This is a genomic window from Brevundimonas sp. C43 (assembly GCF_030732185.1).
GTDB classification, from domain to species: domain Bacteria; phylum Pseudomonadota; class Alphaproteobacteria; order Caulobacterales; family Caulobacteraceae; genus Brevundimonas; species Brevundimonas diminuta_C.
Genome location: NZ_CP132231.1, coordinates 214,893 through 230,066, shown reverse-complemented (window position 1 = coordinate 230,066; position 15,174 = coordinate 214,893). Strand labels below are relative to the sequence as shown.

General features: G+C 64.1%; 27 protein-coding genes and 1 tRNA gene. 10 read left to right on the top strand and 18 right to left on the bottom strand.

Features of this window, described 5'->3' with window-relative positions; translation table 11 throughout:
* The first annotated feature begins 57 nt into the window (after positions 1-57).
* Positions 58-414: an aspartate 1-decarboxylase gene (gene panD / locus Q9R14_RS01240; protein WP_039246844.1), complete on the top strand. Its 357-nt coding sequence runs from the start codon at positions 58-60 to the stop codon at positions 412-414.
* A gap of 72 nt (positions 415-486) precedes the next feature.
* On the opposite strand, the gene Q9R14_RS01235 is transcribed toward panD, so the two are convergent.
* A complete protein-coding gene (locus tag Q9R14_RS01235; RefSeq protein WP_306003187.1) occupies positions 487-1,275 on the bottom strand; it encodes an SIMPL domain-containing protein in 789 nt (262 codons plus the stop codon).
* A gap of 212 nt (positions 1,276-1,487) precedes the next feature.
* Here Q9R14_RS01235 and Q9R14_RS01230 point away from each other — a divergent pair.
* Positions 1,488-1,563, top strand: a tRNA-Ile gene (locus Q9R14_RS01230).
* A 49-nt stretch (positions 1,564-1,612) separates the two neighbouring features.
* Here Q9R14_RS01230 and Q9R14_RS01225 read toward each other — a convergent pair.
* Positions 1,613-2,659 carry a tyrosine-type recombinase/integrase gene (locus Q9R14_RS01225; RefSeq protein ID WP_039247059.1) on the bottom strand — a complete coding sequence of 349 codons (1,047 nt, stop codon included), beginning with the start codon at positions 2,657-2,659 and terminating at the stop codon, positions 1,613-1,615.
* Positions 2,660-2,664: 5 nt separating this feature from the next.
* Positions 2,665-2,859, bottom strand: a complete 195-nt coding sequence (locus Q9R14_RS01220) for a hypothetical protein (RefSeq protein WP_165117885.1) — start codon at positions 2,857-2,859, stop codon at positions 2,665-2,667.
* A 49-nt stretch (positions 2,860-2,908) separates the two neighbouring features.
* On the opposite strand from Q9R14_RS01220, the gene Q9R14_RS01215 reads away from it, so the two are divergent.
* Entirely contained in the window at positions 2,909-3,592 is a 684-nt protein-coding gene (locus tag Q9R14_RS01215; RefSeq protein WP_306003186.1) for a hypothetical protein, read from the top strand.
* Positions 3,593-3,606: 14 nt separating this feature from the next.
* Here the strand turns inward: Q9R14_RS01215 and Q9R14_RS01210 are convergent, their stop codons facing one another.
* The 6 genes from Q9R14_RS01210 to Q9R14_RS01185 are packed head-to-tail and all read right to left on the bottom strand — an operon-like array spanning position 3,607 to position 7,023.
* Complete coding sequence (locus Q9R14_RS01210) at positions 3,607-4,299, bottom strand: DUF2786 domain-containing protein (RefSeq protein ID WP_306003185.1); 693 nt, start codon at positions 4,297-4,299, stop codon at positions 3,607-3,609.
* Complete coding sequence (locus tag Q9R14_RS01205; protein WP_306003184.1) at positions 4,296-4,970, bottom strand: HNH endonuclease; 675 nt, start codon at positions 4,968-4,970, stop codon at positions 4,296-4,298. Before Q9R14_RS01205 ends, Q9R14_RS01210 begins: the two co-directional genes overlap by 4 nt.
* Complete coding sequence (locus tag Q9R14_RS01200; RefSeq protein WP_306003183.1) at positions 4,967-5,209, bottom strand: hypothetical protein; 243 nt, start codon at positions 5,207-5,209, stop codon at positions 4,967-4,969. The genes Q9R14_RS01205 and Q9R14_RS01200 overlap by 4 nt, the downstream gene beginning before the upstream one ends.
* A 25-nt stretch (positions 5,210-5,234) precedes the next feature.
* Positions 5,235-6,365, bottom strand: a complete 1,131-nt coding sequence (gene dnaN, locus Q9R14_RS01195; RefSeq protein WP_306003182.1) for a DNA polymerase III subunit beta — start codon at positions 6,363-6,365, stop codon at positions 5,235-5,237.
* Entirely contained in the window at positions 6,362-6,727 is a 366-nt protein-coding gene (locus Q9R14_RS01190; protein WP_306003181.1) for a hypothetical protein, read from the bottom strand. Before Q9R14_RS01190 ends, dnaN begins: the two co-directional genes overlap by 4 nt.
* Positions 6,724-7,023 carry a hypothetical protein gene (locus Q9R14_RS01185; protein WP_306003180.1) on the bottom strand — a complete coding sequence of 100 codons (300 nt, stop codon included), beginning with the start codon at positions 7,021-7,023 and terminating at the stop codon, positions 6,724-6,726. The genes Q9R14_RS01190 and Q9R14_RS01185 overlap by 4 nt, the downstream gene beginning before the upstream one ends.
* A gap of 18 nt (positions 7,024-7,041) precedes the next feature.
* On the opposite strand from Q9R14_RS01185, the gene Q9R14_RS01180 reads away from it, so the two are divergent.
* Genes Q9R14_RS01180 through Q9R14_RS01170 form a run of 3 tightly spaced genes read left to right on the top strand, consistent with a single transcriptional unit; the run spans position 7,042 to position 7,989 of the window.
* On the top strand, positions 7,042-7,383 hold the full coding sequence (locus Q9R14_RS01180; RefSeq protein ID WP_306003179.1) for a M15 family metallopeptidase: 342 nt from the start codon (positions 7,042-7,044) through the stop codon (positions 7,381-7,383).
* Positions 7,380-7,790: a hypothetical protein gene (locus tag Q9R14_RS01175; protein WP_039248409.1), complete on the top strand. Its 411-nt coding sequence runs from the start codon at positions 7,380-7,382 to the stop codon at positions 7,788-7,790. The genes Q9R14_RS01180 and Q9R14_RS01175 overlap by 4 nt, the downstream gene beginning before the upstream one ends.
* A gap of 28 nt (positions 7,791-7,818) precedes the next feature.
* Complete coding sequence (locus Q9R14_RS01170; protein WP_306003178.1) at positions 7,819-7,989, top strand: hypothetical protein; 171 nt, start codon at positions 7,819-7,821, stop codon at positions 7,987-7,989.
* 16 nt (positions 7,990-8,005) lie between these two features.
* Here Q9R14_RS01170 and Q9R14_RS01165 read toward each other — a convergent pair whose 3' ends face one another.
* Positions 8,006-8,224 carry a hypothetical protein gene (locus Q9R14_RS01165; RefSeq protein ID WP_306003177.1) on the bottom strand — a complete coding sequence of 73 codons (219 nt, stop codon included), beginning with the start codon at positions 8,222-8,224 and terminating at the stop codon, positions 8,006-8,008.
* Between the two features lie 133 nt (positions 8,225-8,357).
* Here Q9R14_RS01165 and Q9R14_RS01160 point away from each other — a divergent pair, with 133 nt between their 5' ends.
* Positions 8,358-8,642 (top strand): hypothetical protein, encoded by a 285-nt coding sequence (locus Q9R14_RS01160; RefSeq protein WP_039248406.1) that lies wholly within the window; start codon positions 8,358-8,360, stop codon positions 8,640-8,642.
* Between the two features lie 92 nt (positions 8,643-8,734).
* Here the strand turns inward: Q9R14_RS01160 and Q9R14_RS01155 are convergent, their stop codons facing one another.
* The 6 genes from Q9R14_RS01155 to Q9R14_RS01130 form a co-directional block, all read right to left on the bottom strand.
* Positions 8,735-8,980: a hypothetical protein gene (locus Q9R14_RS01155; RefSeq protein WP_039248404.1), complete on the bottom strand. Its 246-nt coding sequence runs from the start codon at positions 8,978-8,980 to the stop codon at positions 8,735-8,737.
* 922 nt (positions 8,981-9,902) lie between these two features.
* The gene (locus Q9R14_RS01150) at positions 9,903-10,499 is read right to left on the bottom strand and encodes a DUF4142 domain-containing protein (protein ID WP_039248399.1); all 597 of its coding nucleotides are present in this window, start codon (positions 10,497-10,499) and stop codon (positions 9,903-9,905) included.
* Between the two features lie 276 nt (positions 10,500-10,775).
* Positions 10,776-10,988 (bottom strand): hypothetical protein, encoded by a 213-nt coding sequence (locus tag Q9R14_RS01145; protein WP_039248396.1) that lies wholly within the window; start codon positions 10,986-10,988, stop codon positions 10,776-10,778.
* Positions 10,985-11,164, bottom strand: coding sequence for a DUF3606 domain-containing protein (locus Q9R14_RS01140; RefSeq protein WP_306003176.1), 180 nt, complete (start codon positions 11,162-11,164; stop codon positions 10,985-10,987). The genes Q9R14_RS01145 and Q9R14_RS01140 overlap by 4 nt, the downstream gene beginning before the upstream one ends.
* 95 nt (positions 11,165-11,259) lie before the next feature.
* The gene (locus Q9R14_RS01135; protein WP_039248390.1) at positions 11,260-11,598 is read right to left on the bottom strand and encodes a hypothetical protein; all 339 of its coding nucleotides are present in this window, start codon (positions 11,596-11,598) and stop codon (positions 11,260-11,262) included.
* Between the two features lie 3 nt (positions 11,599-11,601).
* Positions 11,602-11,871, bottom strand: coding sequence for a hypothetical protein (locus tag Q9R14_RS01130; RefSeq protein ID WP_039248387.1), 270 nt, complete (start codon positions 11,869-11,871; stop codon positions 11,602-11,604).
* 265 nt (positions 11,872-12,136) lie between these two features.
* Between Q9R14_RS01130 and Q9R14_RS01125 the strand changes: the two genes are divergently transcribed.
* The gene (locus Q9R14_RS01125; protein ID WP_039248382.1) at positions 12,137-13,057 is read left to right on the top strand and encodes a hypothetical protein; all 921 of its coding nucleotides are present in this window, start codon (positions 12,137-12,139) and stop codon (positions 13,055-13,057) included.
* 112 nt (positions 13,058-13,169) lie between these two features.
* Complete coding sequence (locus tag Q9R14_RS01120) at positions 13,170-13,307, top strand: hypothetical protein (protein ID WP_157004566.1); 138 nt, start codon at positions 13,170-13,172, stop codon at positions 13,305-13,307.
* Between the two features lie 217 nt (positions 13,308-13,524).
* Here Q9R14_RS01120 and Q9R14_RS01115 read toward each other — a convergent pair whose 3' ends face one another.
* On the bottom strand, positions 13,525-14,166 hold the full coding sequence (locus Q9R14_RS01115) for a DUF1109 domain-containing protein (RefSeq protein WP_306003175.1): 642 nt from the start codon (positions 14,164-14,166) through the stop codon (positions 13,525-13,527).
* Positions 14,156-14,683 carry a sigma-70 family RNA polymerase sigma factor gene (locus tag Q9R14_RS01110; protein WP_306003174.1) on the bottom strand — a complete coding sequence of 176 codons (528 nt, stop codon included), beginning with the start codon at positions 14,681-14,683 and terminating at the stop codon, positions 14,156-14,158. The genes Q9R14_RS01115 and Q9R14_RS01110 overlap by 11 nt, the downstream gene beginning before the upstream one ends.
* A 197-nt stretch (positions 14,684-14,880) precedes the next feature.
* On the opposite strand from Q9R14_RS01110, the gene Q9R14_RS01105 reads away from it, so the two are divergent.
* Positions 14,881-15,171 carry a DUF2282 domain-containing protein gene (locus Q9R14_RS01105; RefSeq protein WP_306003173.1) on the top strand — a complete coding sequence of 97 codons (291 nt, stop codon included), beginning with the start codon at positions 14,881-14,883 and terminating at the stop codon, positions 15,169-15,171.
* Positions 15,172-15,174: the final 3 nt, after the last annotated feature.

Below are 15,174 nucleotides of genomic sequence, written 5' to 3'. Positions count from 1 at the left end.
TGAGCCGCCTGTGAGCGAGGGCCTGCGCCCCGCGTTTTTCTTGCTGGAGACCGCACGATGCTGGTCACCCTGATGAAGTCCAAGCTGCACCGCGCCACGGTGACCCAGGCCGATCTCGATTACGAGGGATCGATCGCCATCGACATGGACCTGCTGGACGCCGCCGGCATCTATCCGCACGAACAGGTCGATGTACTGAACATCACCAATGGCGCGCGCTTCACCACCTATGCGATCGAGGCGCCGCGCGGCTCCAAGGTCATCGGCGTCAATGGCGCCGCCGCCCGCCTGGTGCAGAAGAACGACAAGGTGATCGTGGTCACCTACGGCCAGCTGCCGCAGGAAGAGGCCCGCCAGTGGAATCCGAACGTCGTCCTGCTGGACGACGCCAACGCGATCAAGACCGCCGGCTGAGGCGCGTCGCTTCTCGAAATGCAAAAAGGCCCGCCGGCGACGGCGGGCCCTTTCTTTATCCGGCCGATGCGATCAGTGGGCGATATCGTAGACGCCCGTAATATCGATCCGCACCGTCAATTCGCCGGCGGAAACCGGGGTGCTCTCGGCCCGGTCCATAGATACGGCGCGGGCGGCGAACATCAGCGGCGGTGCGGGCGTATAGCCGCCGCCCTCAGTCAGGTTGCGGATGCCCGACAGCTGGACGTTCAGCGACTGGGCGTACAGCTGGGCCTTGGCCTGCAGGTTGCGCACGGCCAACTGGCGCGCCTGGTTTTCGGCGGCGGTCGGATCCTTCAGGCCGAAGCTGATGCCGTCGATCTGGTTGACGCCGGCGGCGACCACGGCGTCGGCCGTCGTGCCGACCTTGCTCAGGTCGTTGATGACCACCGTCACGCGGTTGACCGCCTGATAGCCGCGCAGCTTGGGCGGCTCGTTCTGGACGTAGTCGTATTGCGCCGACAGGTTCAGACCCGAGGTCTGGATGTCGCGTTCGGCGATGCCCGCGCGGCGCAGGGCGGCGACGACGCGCGTCATCTGCGCAGCATTGTCGCGCATGGCTTGCTGAGCCGTGGCGGCCTCAGTCTGAACGCCGAAGGTGATGGTGGCCATGTCCGGCGCGGCCTTGACCTCACCGTATGCCGACAGGTTCAGCGACGGCGCGGGCTGCATCATGTGCATGGCTCCCATGGGTTCGGCAGTCTGAGCCATGGCGCGCGGCGTGGCGGCGGCCAGGAAGGCGGCGGCTGCGACGGCGCCGCCCAGGGCGACGGTCTTCAACGACAGGGTCTCCAGGGGGGCGGCGGCCAGGGTGCGGGTCATGCGGTGTTCTCCGTAAGCGATCCGGGACCGGCGCGTTCGCCGATCCGTTGCAACGACCTTGGCCGTTTTCGCCTGAACCAACGCCCGCACCCCGCTGGCAGTTTCCGTTCATCTTCGTGAAATCGCCGAAAGGCTGTCTTCTTGACCGCCCCCCGCTTGGCAAGCCGCGCTCGCGCCTGCTAGGCGAACGTCACCGCCGAGACGCGCCTTGGGGGCCTGTAGCTCAATGGTTAGAGCCGACCGCTCATAACGGTCTGGTTGGGGGTTCGAGTCCCTCCGGGCCTACCACCCCCTATGTTTTCGATAACGAAAACAACGGGTTTAGATGGTTTGACACTCAGGGTTTGACACTGGCCGTTCTCTTTTCGGCCTTTTCCAGCTTGGCGATCGCCGTGTCCGCCAGCTTCGCCTGGTCCGCCGAGCGCGTGTAGGTCTCGACCTCGTCGAGGCTGGTGTGGCCCAGGACGGCGGCGATTTCCTTGGTCGTTGCGCCGGCCTCGGCCAGCCGGCGGCCCGCCGCCTTGCGCAGGCCGTGGGGCGTGCGGCCCGGCACGCCCGCGAGCGTCGCGCGCTCCACGAACCAGCTGGTGAAGCCGGCCGGCGAGAAGGGTCTGCCGTATTGGGTCAGGATGAAGGTCATGCCGGCGCCATGGCGGGCGATCTCGGCTTTCAGGCGCGGGTGCACCGGGATCCAGATCGGGACGTCCGTCTTGTCTTGGGTGACAGCGATGCGGCCATTCTTGACGTGCTGCTGGCCCATGCCGACGACATCCGATCGACGCACGCCGGTATAAAGCAGGAGGTATAGAGCGAGCCGTTCGCGCGTGCCCTCCCCCCACTTCGCTTCAAACGTCTCGATCTCGGCTTCAGACCACGGAATGAAGCCCTTGGACTTGCGCTTGCGGGCCTTGGTCTCACGCACAGGATTGTCCTTGCGCCAGCCCAGTTCGACGGCGACGGCGAAGGCCTTCATCAGGCGCTTGCGCAGATTGCGCTGGGCGCCGGGCCGATCGGCCATCTGATGGAAGATGCCGTTGAGGTGCTGCGGCTCGATCGAGACGGCCGATCGGCCGCCCCAAGCCCCCGCTCGGAAGCGATCCAGGATCTGACGATAGGTTTTCTGGGTCTGAGGTTCGAGATCGAGGAAGTCGGCCGAGCGGTAGTATTCGACCATCAGGTGGTTGATCGAACGTGGCTGGACCTTCGTCGCAGGATCAGCCTTCGGCGCGCGACCGTGCGCGACGGCATAGGCCGCCATGAACTCGGCCGAGCCGGGATCGCCCGGCAAGCCGACGGTGGCATAGCCCTTGCGCCGATAGTAATGGCGGATCCGTCCATGGCGGTCCTTGAACCGCTGGACATAGGCCAGGTCGATCGTCGCCATGCCGTTCATTGGGGCAGAACGTCATCCCACTCGTTCCGCCCGCTCGCCTTTGCTGCGGCGACATCCATCCGGTCGCCCAACACCAATCGAAACCCGCCTTCCTTGGGGAAGTCAACGGCCGCGACCTGATGGCCGCACTTCTCCATCACGCCCATGGCGCGTTTGATATCCGCTGCGGTGAAGGCGACGCGGCTGGTCATGCGGCCGCTCCCATGGTCACGCAGCCTCCGCCGTGTCAGTTTCACCGTCATGAAGAACTATGTTCGACCGGCATTGGCCGGCGCTGGCGGCGCGGCCGTGGTGATACTGGCGATCTGGCTGCTCTCGCTGCCCGCCGTCATTTCCTTCGCCGATAGGCACAACGGCCTCGCAGCTTGGGTGCAAGCGATCTTCTCCGTCGCGGCTATTGTGGGCACATGGGCCATTGCGGAGAGGCAAGCGCACCATGCCCGCAGTCTTAGAGCTGACGAAGACGCCGCCCGAATTGTGGCGACCGCAAGCGCAGAGAGGCGACGCGTGGAGAGCGTTCGTTCGGTCGCTATCGCCTACGCCAATTTGGCCGTAGAGCGCCTTGTCTCCAGCGCCCGCATCCTGTCGGACAACCCAACCGTGGCCGACGGTGAAGCGGTCGTCCGCGACATCGCATACACTCGTCAGCTGCTCCTCGACTTCCGGATATCGGAACTCGACTCTGGTCGCGCGATGCTGATTTTCTCGGCCTTTGCTGGGTTGCTCGGGTCGCTCGTCGCGGTCCTGCAACGGCAGGTGGATCTCGCCAACAAGCATCCTCACGGATGGCTTCCCGCTTTCGGCGAGAGCATGAGTGCCGATGTTCAGACCACATTGGAGGTCTGTCGCCAGCGGCGAGGCGACTTGGAAAAGTTGTTCGACGACATCCGCGAGTTCGAAGAATTCCACGCCGGCGACGGCTGAGCGAACCGGGTTTGTCATCGCAGCGCCCTCGCTGCCGAGCTTGTGGCGACGCCGGGATTGAGGGCGACGCCGTCGCCGGCACGTTGGCCGTCGCGGTAAGCGCCCCAGTTCATCGGGCGGCGCGCGGATCCTGTCTCGATCTCGACGCCGCGCCTGGCGAGTTCTTCGGTGATCAGGGCATTGCGCAGAACGACGAGGCCCGTGCCCGGTGCCTGAGGCGGGATCATTGCGAGGATCCTTGTGGCGAGCCGATCGGCCATTCCGTCCAGGAAGGGCATCACGCGGGCCGCCTGTTTGATGTGCGGCAGGCGGCGGACAGCGTGCATGATCGCGGCCGATTCCGTTCGCATCGCGCGCTCGCAGATCGCCAGCAGATAAGCGGCGATCTCGACCTCGTGCGTCAATCCGACGAAGGTGATCCGGGTCGGCGCGGCGCGGCCGCCCGTCCAGTACCGGGTGTGGGTCAGCTTGGCGATCGCGCTCGCGGGCTTCCAAAGCTTCAGCCCGACGGTGCCGGCGGCGTCATGCACATGATCGCCGAAGGGCGAGGCGCGGAGGTCGGCCTCGTCCATCGTCATGTTGTAGTCGGCCAGCAGCTGGGCGAGCTTCTCGGCCGCCGCCATGGCCTCGGCCTCGGTGCAGCCGTTTTCGACCGTCTTGGCTCGGAGCGCACGGATCCGTGCGGCGATGCGTTCGCGTTCGCTCATGTCGATGACCCTTCCGTCCGACTTTTCCGGCGCTGATGAACGGCATGCTTCAGCTTCGCCGCCGTCATCAGGACGGGCTTCAGCTCGGGCGCGGCCTCATCGAAGGCGAGACGCTTCTTGTGCCGCCCGCCATTCAGGTGCGGGAGAACGCCGCGATCGATCAGCGTCCAGTTCGACGGGTCCGTGTTGGTCTTGTCGCCGTCCAGGCACTTCAGGCACTTGCCTTTAGGGATCGGGCCGTGAGCCTTCTCCCAAAGCCAGCGATGCTTATGGACGGGTCGCGTCGCGGCTCCCGTCCAGGGGTTCGGCTCATCCACGATCAGGATGACATAGCCATCCTTGGCGTCGATCCGCTCGTGACCCGCGCCGCGCCAAGTGTGGGGTCGGTCTCCCTTCGCGAACTGCGTCCGGCGCGCGTTCGGGTGACGTCCGCCCCGGCCTTCGGCGCAGGGCTTGCCCTTGTTCGCCGGCGTCTGCCCCTTTGCGAAGCATCCGGTTCGGCCCGTCATCCACCCCTTCCGCTTGCAGAGGGAGTTTAGGTTGATGCGCGACACGTCCGTGCGGCCGAACTGGCCCACGAATGCCCGGTGCAGGGCGTCGCGGGACCAGGTCCGCCGTTCGGCGATCCAGTTCAGTTCCTCGGCGGTGTACGTGATCGCACGGCCCTTCATTGGCTGGCCGGCCCCGCAATCATCGGCAGCTTGTCGTGGAAGCGCTCACCATGGTTGGCGATCAGCGTCGCCGCCTTCAGGTGCATGTCGGCGGTGCGAAGGATCTGATCGGACAAATCGACGATGGCGTCCGCGCGCTTGGCCTCGGCCTCGATCTGCTCGAGCGTCAGGCCCTCTTCACCGAGCCGCTCCAGCTGGGCGAACAGGTGGTCGTTGAGATGGGACAGCTTGTTCTTCATGGGGATCGCCTTTCAGGCTCTGAGGTCAGACGCGGACGGGCATGACGATGTTGACCAAGCCGTCGGCGTTCTTGGCGCCGGGACCGGGGTCGAGGCGGGCCGGGCTGCCGGGGTCGGTGACCCGGAACAGCATCTGATCGGCGTCGGTCTGGTCCAGCAGGTCGAGCAGGTATTTGGCGTTGAAGCCGGTCTCGAACGACGGCCCCTCGCCCCTGACCTCGATCTCCTCGGCCGCGACGCCGGCCTCCATGTTGCGGACGGTCAGCGTCAGCACCTCGTCGGCGATCGTCATCTTCACCGAGCGCGATTTCTCGCCGCTGATCAGTGACACACGCTTGATCGCCTCCTTCAGCAGGGCGCGGTCGATGGTGATCTCGCGATCCCACTGGCGAGGGGTGATCCGCTCATAGTCGGGGTATGACCCGTCGAGGGCCTTGGTGATCAGGCGGCCGGTGCCGGTGTGAAGTGCGAGGCCTGTGCTGGCGACCTCCAGCGTGACCGTGTCCTTCAGGTCGGCGAGGATCCGGCGCATCTCGTTGGCGGCCTTGCGGGGGATTGTGACCGAAGGCATCCGTTCGGTGTCTCCGCAAGGAGTCTGGTCGCGGACCATGCGGTGGCCGTCGGTGGCGACGGTGCGCAACACGCGCTCGCCTTCGTCCGACACCATGCAGAGGTGGACGCCGTTCAGGTAATAGCGGGTCTCGTCCGTGCTCTGGGCGAAGTGCACCCGGTCGAGAAGCCGGTGAAGCACGGCCGCATCCAGCGTCAGCGAGACGGCCTCGGTGAGGTCGCCGCGAACAGGGAAGTCGCCGGCGGGCAGGACCGGCAGCTGATAGCGGGAGCGGCCGAACTTGACCGTCGCGCGCGGGTCGTCGTGGCTGGCCCACTCAATCGCCAGTTCGGCGCCGGGCGGGGCGTTCCGCGCGATCTCGGCCAGGGTGGCGGCGCTGACCGTAAACTCGCCCTCCTGAACGATCTCGGCCGGCAGCTTCTCGACGACCTCGATGTCCAGATCCGTTGCGGTGATCGACAGGCGATCGCCGGCGGCCCGCAGCAGGACGTTGGAGAGGATCGGGATGGTTTGGCGGCGTTCGACGGCGCTGACGACGCGGGCGGTTGCGCGTTGCAGCGCGGGTTGCTGGACCAAGACTTTCACGACTCGGACGCCTCAAGCTTGGTGTTGATAGTGACGATCAGCTTTTGGAGAGCAACGGAGCGCTGGCGGGCCATTTCCAAGTCGGGGTTCTGTCGAACAAGGATGTCGGCCAAACCGTCTGCGATCGTCTGGGCCTCCTCAGCGGCGTCGATCAGGCGGCTGCTGGGACCGAAGAACGACCAGCTGCCTTCGCCGCCATTCGCGTCCTCTGACCGGGCAAGTGCGGCCTCGCCCCAGTTCCGGGTCCAGGCGGCCTGTTCGGCCTCGCCGCCCCGGTCGATCGCCTTGTGCAGTTCGTAGCGCGCCTGGGTCAGGTTGCCGTCGAACGCTAGGTCACGGTTGGATGGGATCATCGGCGTCATGCGGCGGCCTCCGACTTCGCCAGGGGCACGAACTCGACGTTCCGCGTGTCTCCGAACAGGTACGGCGCAAAGATCGCCTGATTATTCACGACAAAGTCTCTGATCGCGGTGTTCACCTGTTCGACGGCGTCGGGTGCTGTGTGATCGATCGACTTCAGCAAGGCGTCGAAGGCCTGCTCTGCGTTCGGATCCGCATTCTTCGACGGCCCCTCGTAGCCATCCTCGCCATAAGCGTCCTCGTTGGCGTCCAGGACCTGCTCAATCGCCCATTGGGCAGTCAGCTCGCCGGTGTGCATCCCGACGTCGTCCGCGTCGTGAAGCGCGCGATCGAAATCACCGCTCAGGACTTCATCGTCACCGAAGGCGTCCGCACTCCGGAGCGTCAGCGCGAACTCTACGCCCAGGGCCGCACAAAGCCCGGCAAGATCGTTACGAAGACGCTGACCTCCAACCACTTCAAGCACGCTGACGGCTACGGCCACGCCGTGGACCTGACGCCCTACCCGGTCGATTACGAGGGGCCGGTGAAGTTCCCGAAGCATGAGGCCATCGCCAAGGCGATGAAGGCGGCGGCGGCTGAGCTGGGCGTCAAGATCCAGTGGGGCGGCGACTGGAAGGGATTCATTGATCGTCCGCACTACGAGCTCGTCCGATGAACATGCGTACCCTTACGCCGCTGGGGTGGCTGATCGCTGGCATCGCCTTGCTGATGGCCATCGCCCTGATCGCCTGGGGCTGGAACAATCTCTGGGCCTGGCTGCCCTGGTCGGCCGAGGCGCGTCTGGACCGAGCGGAGGCGCGAGCCGATCGGGCGCAAAGCGACGCCTCAGCGCGGGGCCTGGAAGCCGAAGGCAACGCCGATCAGGTCCGCCGAACCGAAGCCTATGGCGACATCCGCGTTCGCGTCGAAGCCGCCACCGCCCAATCCATCACCCAAGCCCGGAGCGCCCCTGATGCGACCGATCCTCTTGCGGCCGATCGCGCCGCTCGCCTTCGCGATCATGACCGCCGCCTGTGCGACATCGCCCCGGCCGGTTGCCCCGCCGCGCCTGGCGCTCCCTGATGCGGCGACCCGGCCCTGCGCGTTGGCTGTGCTGCCGGATCATCCGACGGCCGCTGATCTCGACGCGACCTATATGCAGCGCGGCGCCCAGGTGGTCAGCTGCGACGCGGCTCGCGCCCTCGCCGTCGACACGCTGATAGCCGAACGACGGCTGATCGACGAGTGGCTGAAGCTGAAAGAGCAGCGACGTCAGCTCTGATGTTCCCGCGAACCCTCTAGCCCGTGAAGGTGACGTTGCCCGGCGACGCTTTGGCGATCCGACATAGCTCCTCATTCGGCCGCATCGCTGTGCCATTCAGTGTGAGCTTTGCCCCATGGCGTAGCGCGCTCGCGAGCTGGATAAGTTCGTCAGCAGAACGCGTGTCGGCATAGATTGTGATGCTGCCACCGCAACTCGCCAACTCGCACAACTCTTCGATAGATTTGCGTTGCATCGACCACTCCCTACTGAGTGCGCCCGATCTATCGAGTTAGAGAGAGAGGACGCAAGCGCTAAGCTTGATCAGGTCCGACGGAACCGATCGGGCATAAGCCTGTTCAATCGGATCTATAGGGAGGATTCACATCATGGCTACAGAACACGAAGTGCGTCGCACCGACGGCACAGTCGAACGGACTACGACCACCAACGGTGCTGCCGTCGAAACCCGCCGAGGCGGCGGTTCAGGCGCCATCGTCGCTCTGATCGTCGGCGTCCTGGCGGTGATCGTAATCGGCTATTTCCTGCTCAACATGAGCAACAGTGAAGCGGTCGAATCGAACGCTGTCGCAAGCGCGGCCGAAAGCGTCGGCAATGCCGCCGATAACGTTGGGGATGCAGCCGGTCGGGCCGTCCCTTCAACTGACCGATAGTATCCATACGTCGCATCAGCCCGCCGCCAGAAATGATGGCGGGCTTTTTTCTGCGCGCGGGCGCGTAGAACACGTCGCGCAGACGTAGCCGATTATTCGAACTCCTCAAGCAGACCGCGCCGCTGCATATCGATGACGATGGGATCGGTCAGCGAGGCAATCACCTCCACGTCGAAAGCATCCTCGGCTTCGGTTTGGTCAGCAAAGATGCGCGGCTGGTTGTGGCGTATCGTCGAGACCCTCCAAGACGACTGCACGACCTGTTGCCGGGCCAGTTGCTCAATGTGTTGAAGGCGGACGCCTGCGCGTGATTTGATGAGGGTCTTCCGTGTTGCCATGGCTTCAATCCTCCTAGTTGGAACCTGACACGCCTTTCTGCGATTGTAGAGTCGGGTCGTTCCCAGGTGATCCAGCTGGAAACAGCATTAGGCCGCTGTCCTCAGGGACGGCGGCCTTTTCGTCTACTGGCCCTCGGCCCGCCGCATGAACTCAAATTAACGGGTCAGCCCTCCCTTGTCGCCCTACAGGAAGGCGTTCCCCTTCGTTGGAACACGGCGGCTCGGTGAATCCCCACCCTCTCAGAGGGCGCCGGGCCACCACCTTGAACCGACGCGGCAGATTCAGCCGAACGAGAATCTACGTTCGGCGATTTGTGCTGCGATACCGTTTGCGAAGACTGTTTCCATGTGTTGCGTGATCTGGCCGCCGTCCTTTGTGGGCGGAGGCTTTGTCGCTTTCCGCTCACAGGAACTTGCGGCGCTTAGTTGGATTTAATCTTCGGAGCCGGCCTGCGGGGGTGGTGGCCCGGCCAGATGCGCCACCCCATGCGGCGGGACATTTTACTTTCCCAAGCTGTAAAGTGCCCGTCGCATCGCCTAATCAGCTGCCGGCAGCTGTCAAAGCGGGAGGACGTGGGCGCGTTCGTAATGCCCGTCTTGAGCACTCCCGATCGGGGTCGCGAAAACGACAAACGGTGCGTCAGGACAGTCGAGAGCTGCCCTGACCATCAACGAAAAATCAGCAATCCGCTCAGGCTTTGCTATAATGCTGAACCCGACCTCCGCTGCTTCCACATTGTGGATATCGGACTCCGAGCTCAAGCGAGCCAGTAGGTCAGTCATTCAAGCGTTCCTCGTCGGGACTGCTGGTCAGCGGCAGGCGAATGTGACCAGCAATCCTGAGGCGATCAACCCGGACCGCGAACTCGTCTGGCGACCGCCGCCTTGCGTGCGACGGCGGTCGTCTCATCCGATCTTGCGCTTAGTTCATCGCATCGAGCAAGGCTTGGGCGCGGTCGCGGTGCATGGTGACTGGTGCAATCAACTCGCGAGCTAGGCTGGCTAGGCCGGGCGCTTCAGTGTTGTCGGAAAAACCTTTCAGCAGCGTGAGGGTTTCGTTATGGGCGGCGACCTGTTGAGTCAGGTAGACTTTGTCGAAGTCGTCAGAAGTCGCGGCGTTCAGATTGTCGATCATGCCTTTTCGACGCTCGTCGAGCGCGGTCGGGATGGCAATATCGGGTTCCGCAGCGGCGGCTGCCGTCTGCAGCTTCTGACCTGCATCTGTGTGGTCCTTGGTGATCATTGCGGCAAGCGCCTTCACGTCGGCTTTCTTGGCTTTGGTCGCCGCCACCTTGGCAGCTTCCAACTCATACATGTTCCCGATGGCCAAGTTGGTGACAAAGCCGTCGACTGTATTGGCGCCAAGGGTCATCGCAGAAGTCTGACCGACAACGCCTGCCGTGGCGTCCTGCGTGGCGTTGACGGCTTCGCTAGTGTTCTGAGCCGCGCTGTCGCCACCCTGGTTACAGGCTGCGAGAAGGGCAATCGAAGCGACGCTGGCGATGGCAAGATATTTCATGGAAGGGTCTCCCTATAAACTTGGAAAAACCATCACGGGCGCGTGAAGTTCCGACAACATGACGGACATCGGTCACGCCCGAACCAGCCGCATTCGAAAATGGCCGCGACGCCCACCGTCTTATTGTGAGGATGTATGCTCGTTATCGCACATCGGGAACTGCCGGCCCAAGCCTTTGATTGTGGTGCCGGAGCCGGCCAAAGGGGTGACGGCCCGGCAAATGCGTCACTCCGTGCGACGGGCGGTCTACTCTCCTAGGTAAGGCCGCCTGTCGCTTCAAACGCGCGGCAGTCGAGCGGCCTCATTACGATCAGCCACGCGAGTATCGCGGGTGATCCAGACATCCAAACCGCGATAGTTCAGACCGCCATTGTCTAGGATGATCACTCCAGGGGCGGCCGCGACGATCTGCCAGTCTGTTGCAGTAACGAACAGGGCGCCGGCGTCTATCGCAACATCAATCAGCCCGTCGATTTCTGAGAGGGTCACTGCCCGCCCAGCTCACGCCTTACATCTTCGGCCATAGGGCCCACTCGTTCGGCAGCACGCCTGAGAGCATCCTCAGTCACCCCGAACTTTTTAGCCCAGTCACGGACTTCGTAATCTTCAGAGAGATTGATCCGAACGCGGTCTGCGTTGCCGGTCTTTGATTTGTCGTCGCTCATGGCAGTGGTCCTCCTACGGACGCAACGCACATCTCTATTGGTTTGCTCCTCCGTCGCTTTCAGTCGTGTCGTCCCGATAAAAGTTCAGCACGGCATCACAGCTCCGGATCGTCGCTGATCGTCGCCTTCACGCGCGCCTCGGGCGGATCGTGCATGGGCCAGAAGACGCCTTTCGGCTCGCCGGGCGGCGTGAACAGAAAGACCATTCGGCCAGGGCATCCATAGCGGCGGCAGCGCGCCCAGCGGTTCCAGAGCTTCACCTGCGGCCCCGACAGTCGAATGACGACTGACAGGTCCACCCAGCAATCCAGATGACAGCGGGGGCACCGGGTCGAGATCGTCCAGCGGTCGCGGCGCAGCTGCGACAAAGTCATGTGCGGAGCCACGCTGAGGTGATGGCCGAGGCCCCGGTTCTCCGGCTTCTTGTAGCCCACGGCTCATCGGCGCGAGAGGCGCGCCGCGAGCCTATGGGTCTCGTCCGCCGTCATCTTGGCGAACTGTCCCATGCCAAGCGCCAGGGCGGCGCCGACCAGGCGGTCGTTCTCCTCCTTCGACACATAGGCGACATTCGACCCCGGCCCCGGCGTCGCCGGCAGGCTGGGATGCGGCGGAGGATTGCGCACGACGCGCGCGGCCAGTTCGGCCTCCAACCGCATCAGCTCTGACAGCGGCATCGGTCGTGACGAACCCGGTTTGTCGATCGGCATGCCCTTCCTCCTCCTTCATTTCGCCCTCGTCCGGGGCGGGATCGGCGCGTTGCACCGCGTCGATCTGCGGGCGTCCCCCCCGCACGACCAGGACCGATCGGCCGTCCGGCTGATCGCCGCCCCCGCTCACGCGAGCCGGGGACTCCTACTCGTGCAAAAGGCGACTCCGCAAATGAATTGTTCACGTAATGTTCTCGTCGTTGTGGACATGGCCACAGTTGCGTCCTAAGCCCGCGTTAACCTCAGGTCGTCCAAAGCTATGCGTATGAGCGAAGCAACCTTCAGTTTAGCGTACGACGGTGACGCCGTCCGTGACGGCGAGATGGACCTTGCCGACTTAGGACCAGCGCTCATCGGCTTGAGCCGTCTTTTGAAAGCGGCTGGTAAGGCGACTTACGGTGACGAGGCGTCAGTTACGGTCAAGGCAAAGGCTACACGTGAAGGTAGTTTTGAGGTTCTTCTCAGCCTCGGGGTATTGGGCGCCCACGCAGTCTGGGAGTTTTGGAAGCAGCCAGACGTTCAAGCTGCGGCGACCTTGCTCGGCCTTCTGGGTTTCACGGCAAAAGACGGAGCGATTCAAGCGATCAAGGCCATGCGCGGCAGTAGGCCGAAGGTGCAAAGTCGGCTGGGCGATGGAGCACTGCGTATTGAGACCTTAGACGGTACGATACTCGACCTGCCAGAACCTGTATTCAAGCTGGCGCTTGACCCTGGCGTACGTGAGGCCTTGGAAAAGGTGTTCGTCGAGCCACTCGAGCGTGATGGTATCGATACGGTCAAAATTGGCGACGGGGTCACCACTCGGGTCGTCGTGGACGAAACGGATGCTGATTGGTTTCGGCAGTTGCCCGACACTTCTGACGATCAGTTCGTCTCGAAGTTCGTGAAGCCGTTCAAAATCGTCTCTCTGCATTTCACGTCTGGCCGGAAATGGCGTTTGCATGACGGGCGTGCGACTCGCCAAGTGCTCATAGAGGACGCTGACTTCAACGGCCGTGTCGATCGTAATGAAGAACGGTTTGCAAAGGGCGATCTTCTTATTTGTGAAGTTGAAGAGGTATCGGTGCGCGCCGGTTCGAGCTTTACGTCCCATTACGTGATCAAGAAAGTCCTCGAGCACCGCCCTGCGCCCATAGGTCAGCCCGAGTTGGACATAGGCCCTGACTCCCCCGCTGAACCTTCGTGACGAACCGTGGCTTGCGCGCGGTGACCTTCACCGGGGTGGGCGGCAAGCTGCGAACGATCGAAGGGGGGGGCGTTTCCTGCTGTCGATCAACGACCGGCCGGAGATCCGCGAGATGTTTGCCTGGGCCGACGTCGAGGCCGTTAAGACGGTCTATTCGATCCAGGGCGGGAATGCGCCTGGCGCGGCCGAGCTGCTGATCGCCAAGGGTGTTGAGCTGGCCCCAGCCGCGCCACAGGCCATGCTCATCTGAGCGGGCCGGCGTACACAATAGCCCCCTCTCCTGCCGCCGTTTCAGGTTTGACACCAACCGCTGTCGTCGCGCGGCGGCAGGCTTTCCTAAACAGGGGTTTGACAGCCTAAGTCGTTGCTGTGGCTCGGAAGCGCACGCCCTCCGGGCCTACCACCCTGTCTGTCGGAACCGCTTAGAAGCGGCTCACGACCGCTTAACGGCAGTGTTGCATGCACGCTCACCAGCGGAAGGTGAAACGACCGATAGCAGCACCCAGGGCCGCGACGAGGCCCATGCCCAAGGTGTACCAGACCGCCACAAAGGCGGCCGTGTGCTCGGGGCAATGCAGGCCATAGACGGTCGCGGCCAGCCCTGCGGTCAGAAGACCGGCGGCGGCGCCGGCGGAAGCGGGCTTCACAGGGGCGAATCGTCTCGCGGCGAAGAAGATGAACGGCGCCGCCAGAGCGCCGAGCGACAGGATGTTCGTCGGACAGACCCTGGCGGAGCGCCCCATGACCATGTCCATCCGCGCGTCAGGCGCAGCGCCCAGCAACTCCAAGACAGCCCATCCGGCAGCGACGGCCAAAATGGCGGCTAGCAGGATTGCGGGGCGGCGCGGCGAAGCGCCCGGCCGCCCCAGTCGATCCAGGAGCCAGAAGCCGGCGACGCACAGGGCCGCCGTATAGGCCGCCTTGGCCCAGAAGGTCGGTCCGGCGACGGCCGACATCAGATCCGGTCGCAATCCCAGCCACCAAACGACACCAGCAAGCGCGACGCCCGCCGCCGGCAGCATGAACAGCAGCACACGACGGTCGACGTCGCTTCGGGACGTCGGCGGCAAGTCCAGCGCCAGGCTGGTGATCAGGTCGTCAGTCTTCATCGTTGGACCCTGCTGCTCCAGCCGCGAAGCGCGCGGTCAAAGCCTTGAAGCTGCGATGGATGCTGACCTTGGCGGCGGCGACGGAATAGCCGTGACGCTCGGCCGCCTCGGCCACGCTCAGTCCGGTGACTTTCACATCATGGATCAGGGCGCGCTGTCGCGCCGGGAGGATCGACAAGGCGCGGGTCAAATCGCGTCGCATGACCCCGTCCTCGACCGTGTGCTCGGCCAGCAGCACGCTTGCGTCGTCCAGCGGCTGGGTGAGGCGTCGGCCCTGGCGGCGCAGGTGGTCGATCAGCTTGTGGCGGGCGATCGTGAAGGCCCAGGCCGTGAACGACTGGTTGCGATCCCATGTGGCGCGCTTGGCGTGAATGGCGATCAGGGTCTCTTGCACGAGGTCCTCCGCGTCGCTTTCTCCGTTGAAAAGACGGCGTTTGAAAAAGGGCCGCAGGTGCGCGGCCAGGTCCGACAGCAGCACGCGCCAAGCCTGCGCGTCACCGTCCAGGCCTTTGAGCATCAAGGCTTTGAGTTGTGATTCCCGGTCAAGCACGTGCGACTGCGACCTACGCTGTGGAGACCGCGACGGTTACATGGCGTCTCGCGAATTGATGCACGAAAAATAGTTGGCTCGAAAATGTAACGCGCGGCGGGCCGTCGGCGAAAGGCGGATTCAGCGGCCACGAACGGCCGTGGTTTTTGAGAAGGACCTCTTGCATGACCCGCACCAAGATCGCCGCCGCCACCCTTGTCGCCCTGACCGCCGGCGCCGGCATGGCCCACGCCCAATCGACCAGGAACGCCGAGACCAGGCCGGCCGCCATGGAAAAATGCTATGGCATCGCTTTGGCTGGCAAGAACGACTGCGCCGCCGGCCCCGGCACCACCTGCGCCGGCACCTCGGTGCGCGACTATCAGGGCAACGCCTGGAAGCACACGCCCGCCGGCACCTGCACCAGCATCCGCACCCCGCGCGGCAACGGCTCGCTGACGCCCGTCTCGCGCTGATCG

Coding starts and splice junctions, on each gene's coding strand:
- panD (WP_039246844.1), top strand. CDS start 58: ATGCTGGTCACCCTGATGAAGTCCAAGCTGCACCGCGCCACGGTGACC.
- Q9R14_RS01235 (WP_306003187.1), bottom strand. CDS start 1,275: ATGACCCGCACCCTGGCCGCCGCCCCCCTGGAGACCCTGTCGTTGAAG.
- Q9R14_RS01225 (WP_039247059.1), bottom strand. CDS start 2,659: ATGGCGACGATCGACCTGGCCTATGTCCAGCGGTTCAAGGACCGCCAT.
- Q9R14_RS01220 (WP_165117885.1), bottom strand. CDS start 2,859: ATGACCAGCCGCGTCGCCTTCACCGCAGCGGATATCAAACGCGCCATG.
- Q9R14_RS01215 (WP_306003186.1), top strand. CDS start 2,909: ATGAAGAACTATGTTCGACCGGCATTGGCCGGCGCTGGCGGCGCGGCC.
- Q9R14_RS01210 (WP_306003185.1), bottom strand. CDS start 4,299: ATGAGCGAACGCGAACGCATCGCCGCACGGATCCGTGCGCTCCGAGCC.
- Q9R14_RS01205 (WP_306003184.1), bottom strand. CDS start 4,970: ATGAAGGGCCGTGCGATCACGTACACCGCCGAGGAACTGAACTGGATC.
- Q9R14_RS01200 (WP_306003183.1), bottom strand. CDS start 5,209: ATGAAGAACAAGCTGTCCCATCTCAACGACCACCTGTTCGCCCAGCTG.
- Q9R14_RS01190 (WP_306003181.1), bottom strand. CDS start 6,727: ATGACGCCGATGATCCCATCCAACCGTGACCTAGCGTTCGACGGCAAC.
- Q9R14_RS01185 (WP_306003180.1), bottom strand. CDS start 7,023: ATGCACACCGGCGAGCTGACTGCCCAATGGGCGATTGAGCAGGTCCTG.
- Q9R14_RS01175 (WP_039248409.1), top strand. CDS start 7,380: ATGAACATGCGTACCCTTACGCCGCTGGGGTGGCTGATCGCTGGCATC.
- Q9R14_RS01165 (WP_306003177.1), bottom strand. CDS start 8,224: ATGCAACGCAAATCTATCGAAGAGTTGTGCGAGTTGGCGAGTTGCGGT.
- Q9R14_RS01160 (WP_039248406.1), top strand. CDS start 8,358: ATGGCTACAGAACACGAAGTGCGTCGCACCGACGGCACAGTCGAACGG.
- Q9R14_RS01155 (WP_039248404.1), bottom strand. CDS start 8,980: ATGGCAACACGGAAGACCCTCATCAAATCACGCGCAGGCGTCCGCCTT.
- Q9R14_RS01150 (WP_039248399.1), bottom strand. CDS start 10,499: ATGAAATATCTTGCCATCGCCAGCGTCGCTTCGATTGCCCTTCTCGCA.
- Q9R14_RS01140 (WP_306003176.1), bottom strand. CDS start 11,164: ATGAGCGACGACAAATCAAAGACCGGCAACGCAGACCGCGTTCGGATC.
- Q9R14_RS01130 (WP_039248387.1), bottom strand. CDS start 11,871: ATGCCGATCGACAAACCGGGTTCGTCACGACCGATGCCGCTGTCAGAG.
- Q9R14_RS01125 (WP_039248382.1), top strand. CDS start 12,137: ATGAGCGAAGCAACCTTCAGTTTAGCGTACGACGGTGACGCCGTCCGT.
- Q9R14_RS01120 (WP_157004566.1), top strand. CDS start 13,170: ATGTTTGCCTGGGCCGACGTCGAGGCCGTTAAGACGGTCTATTCGATC.
- Q9R14_RS01115 (WP_306003175.1), bottom strand. CDS start 14,166: ATGAAGACTGACGACCTGATCACCAGCCTGGCGCTGGACTTGCCGCCG.
- Q9R14_RS01110 (WP_306003174.1), bottom strand. CDS start 14,683: ATGCTCAAAGGCCTGGACGGTGACGCGCAGGCTTGGCGCGTGCTGCTG.
- Q9R14_RS01105 (WP_306003173.1), top strand. CDS start 14,881: ATGACCCGCACCAAGATCGCCGCCGCCACCCTTGTCGCCCTGACCGCC.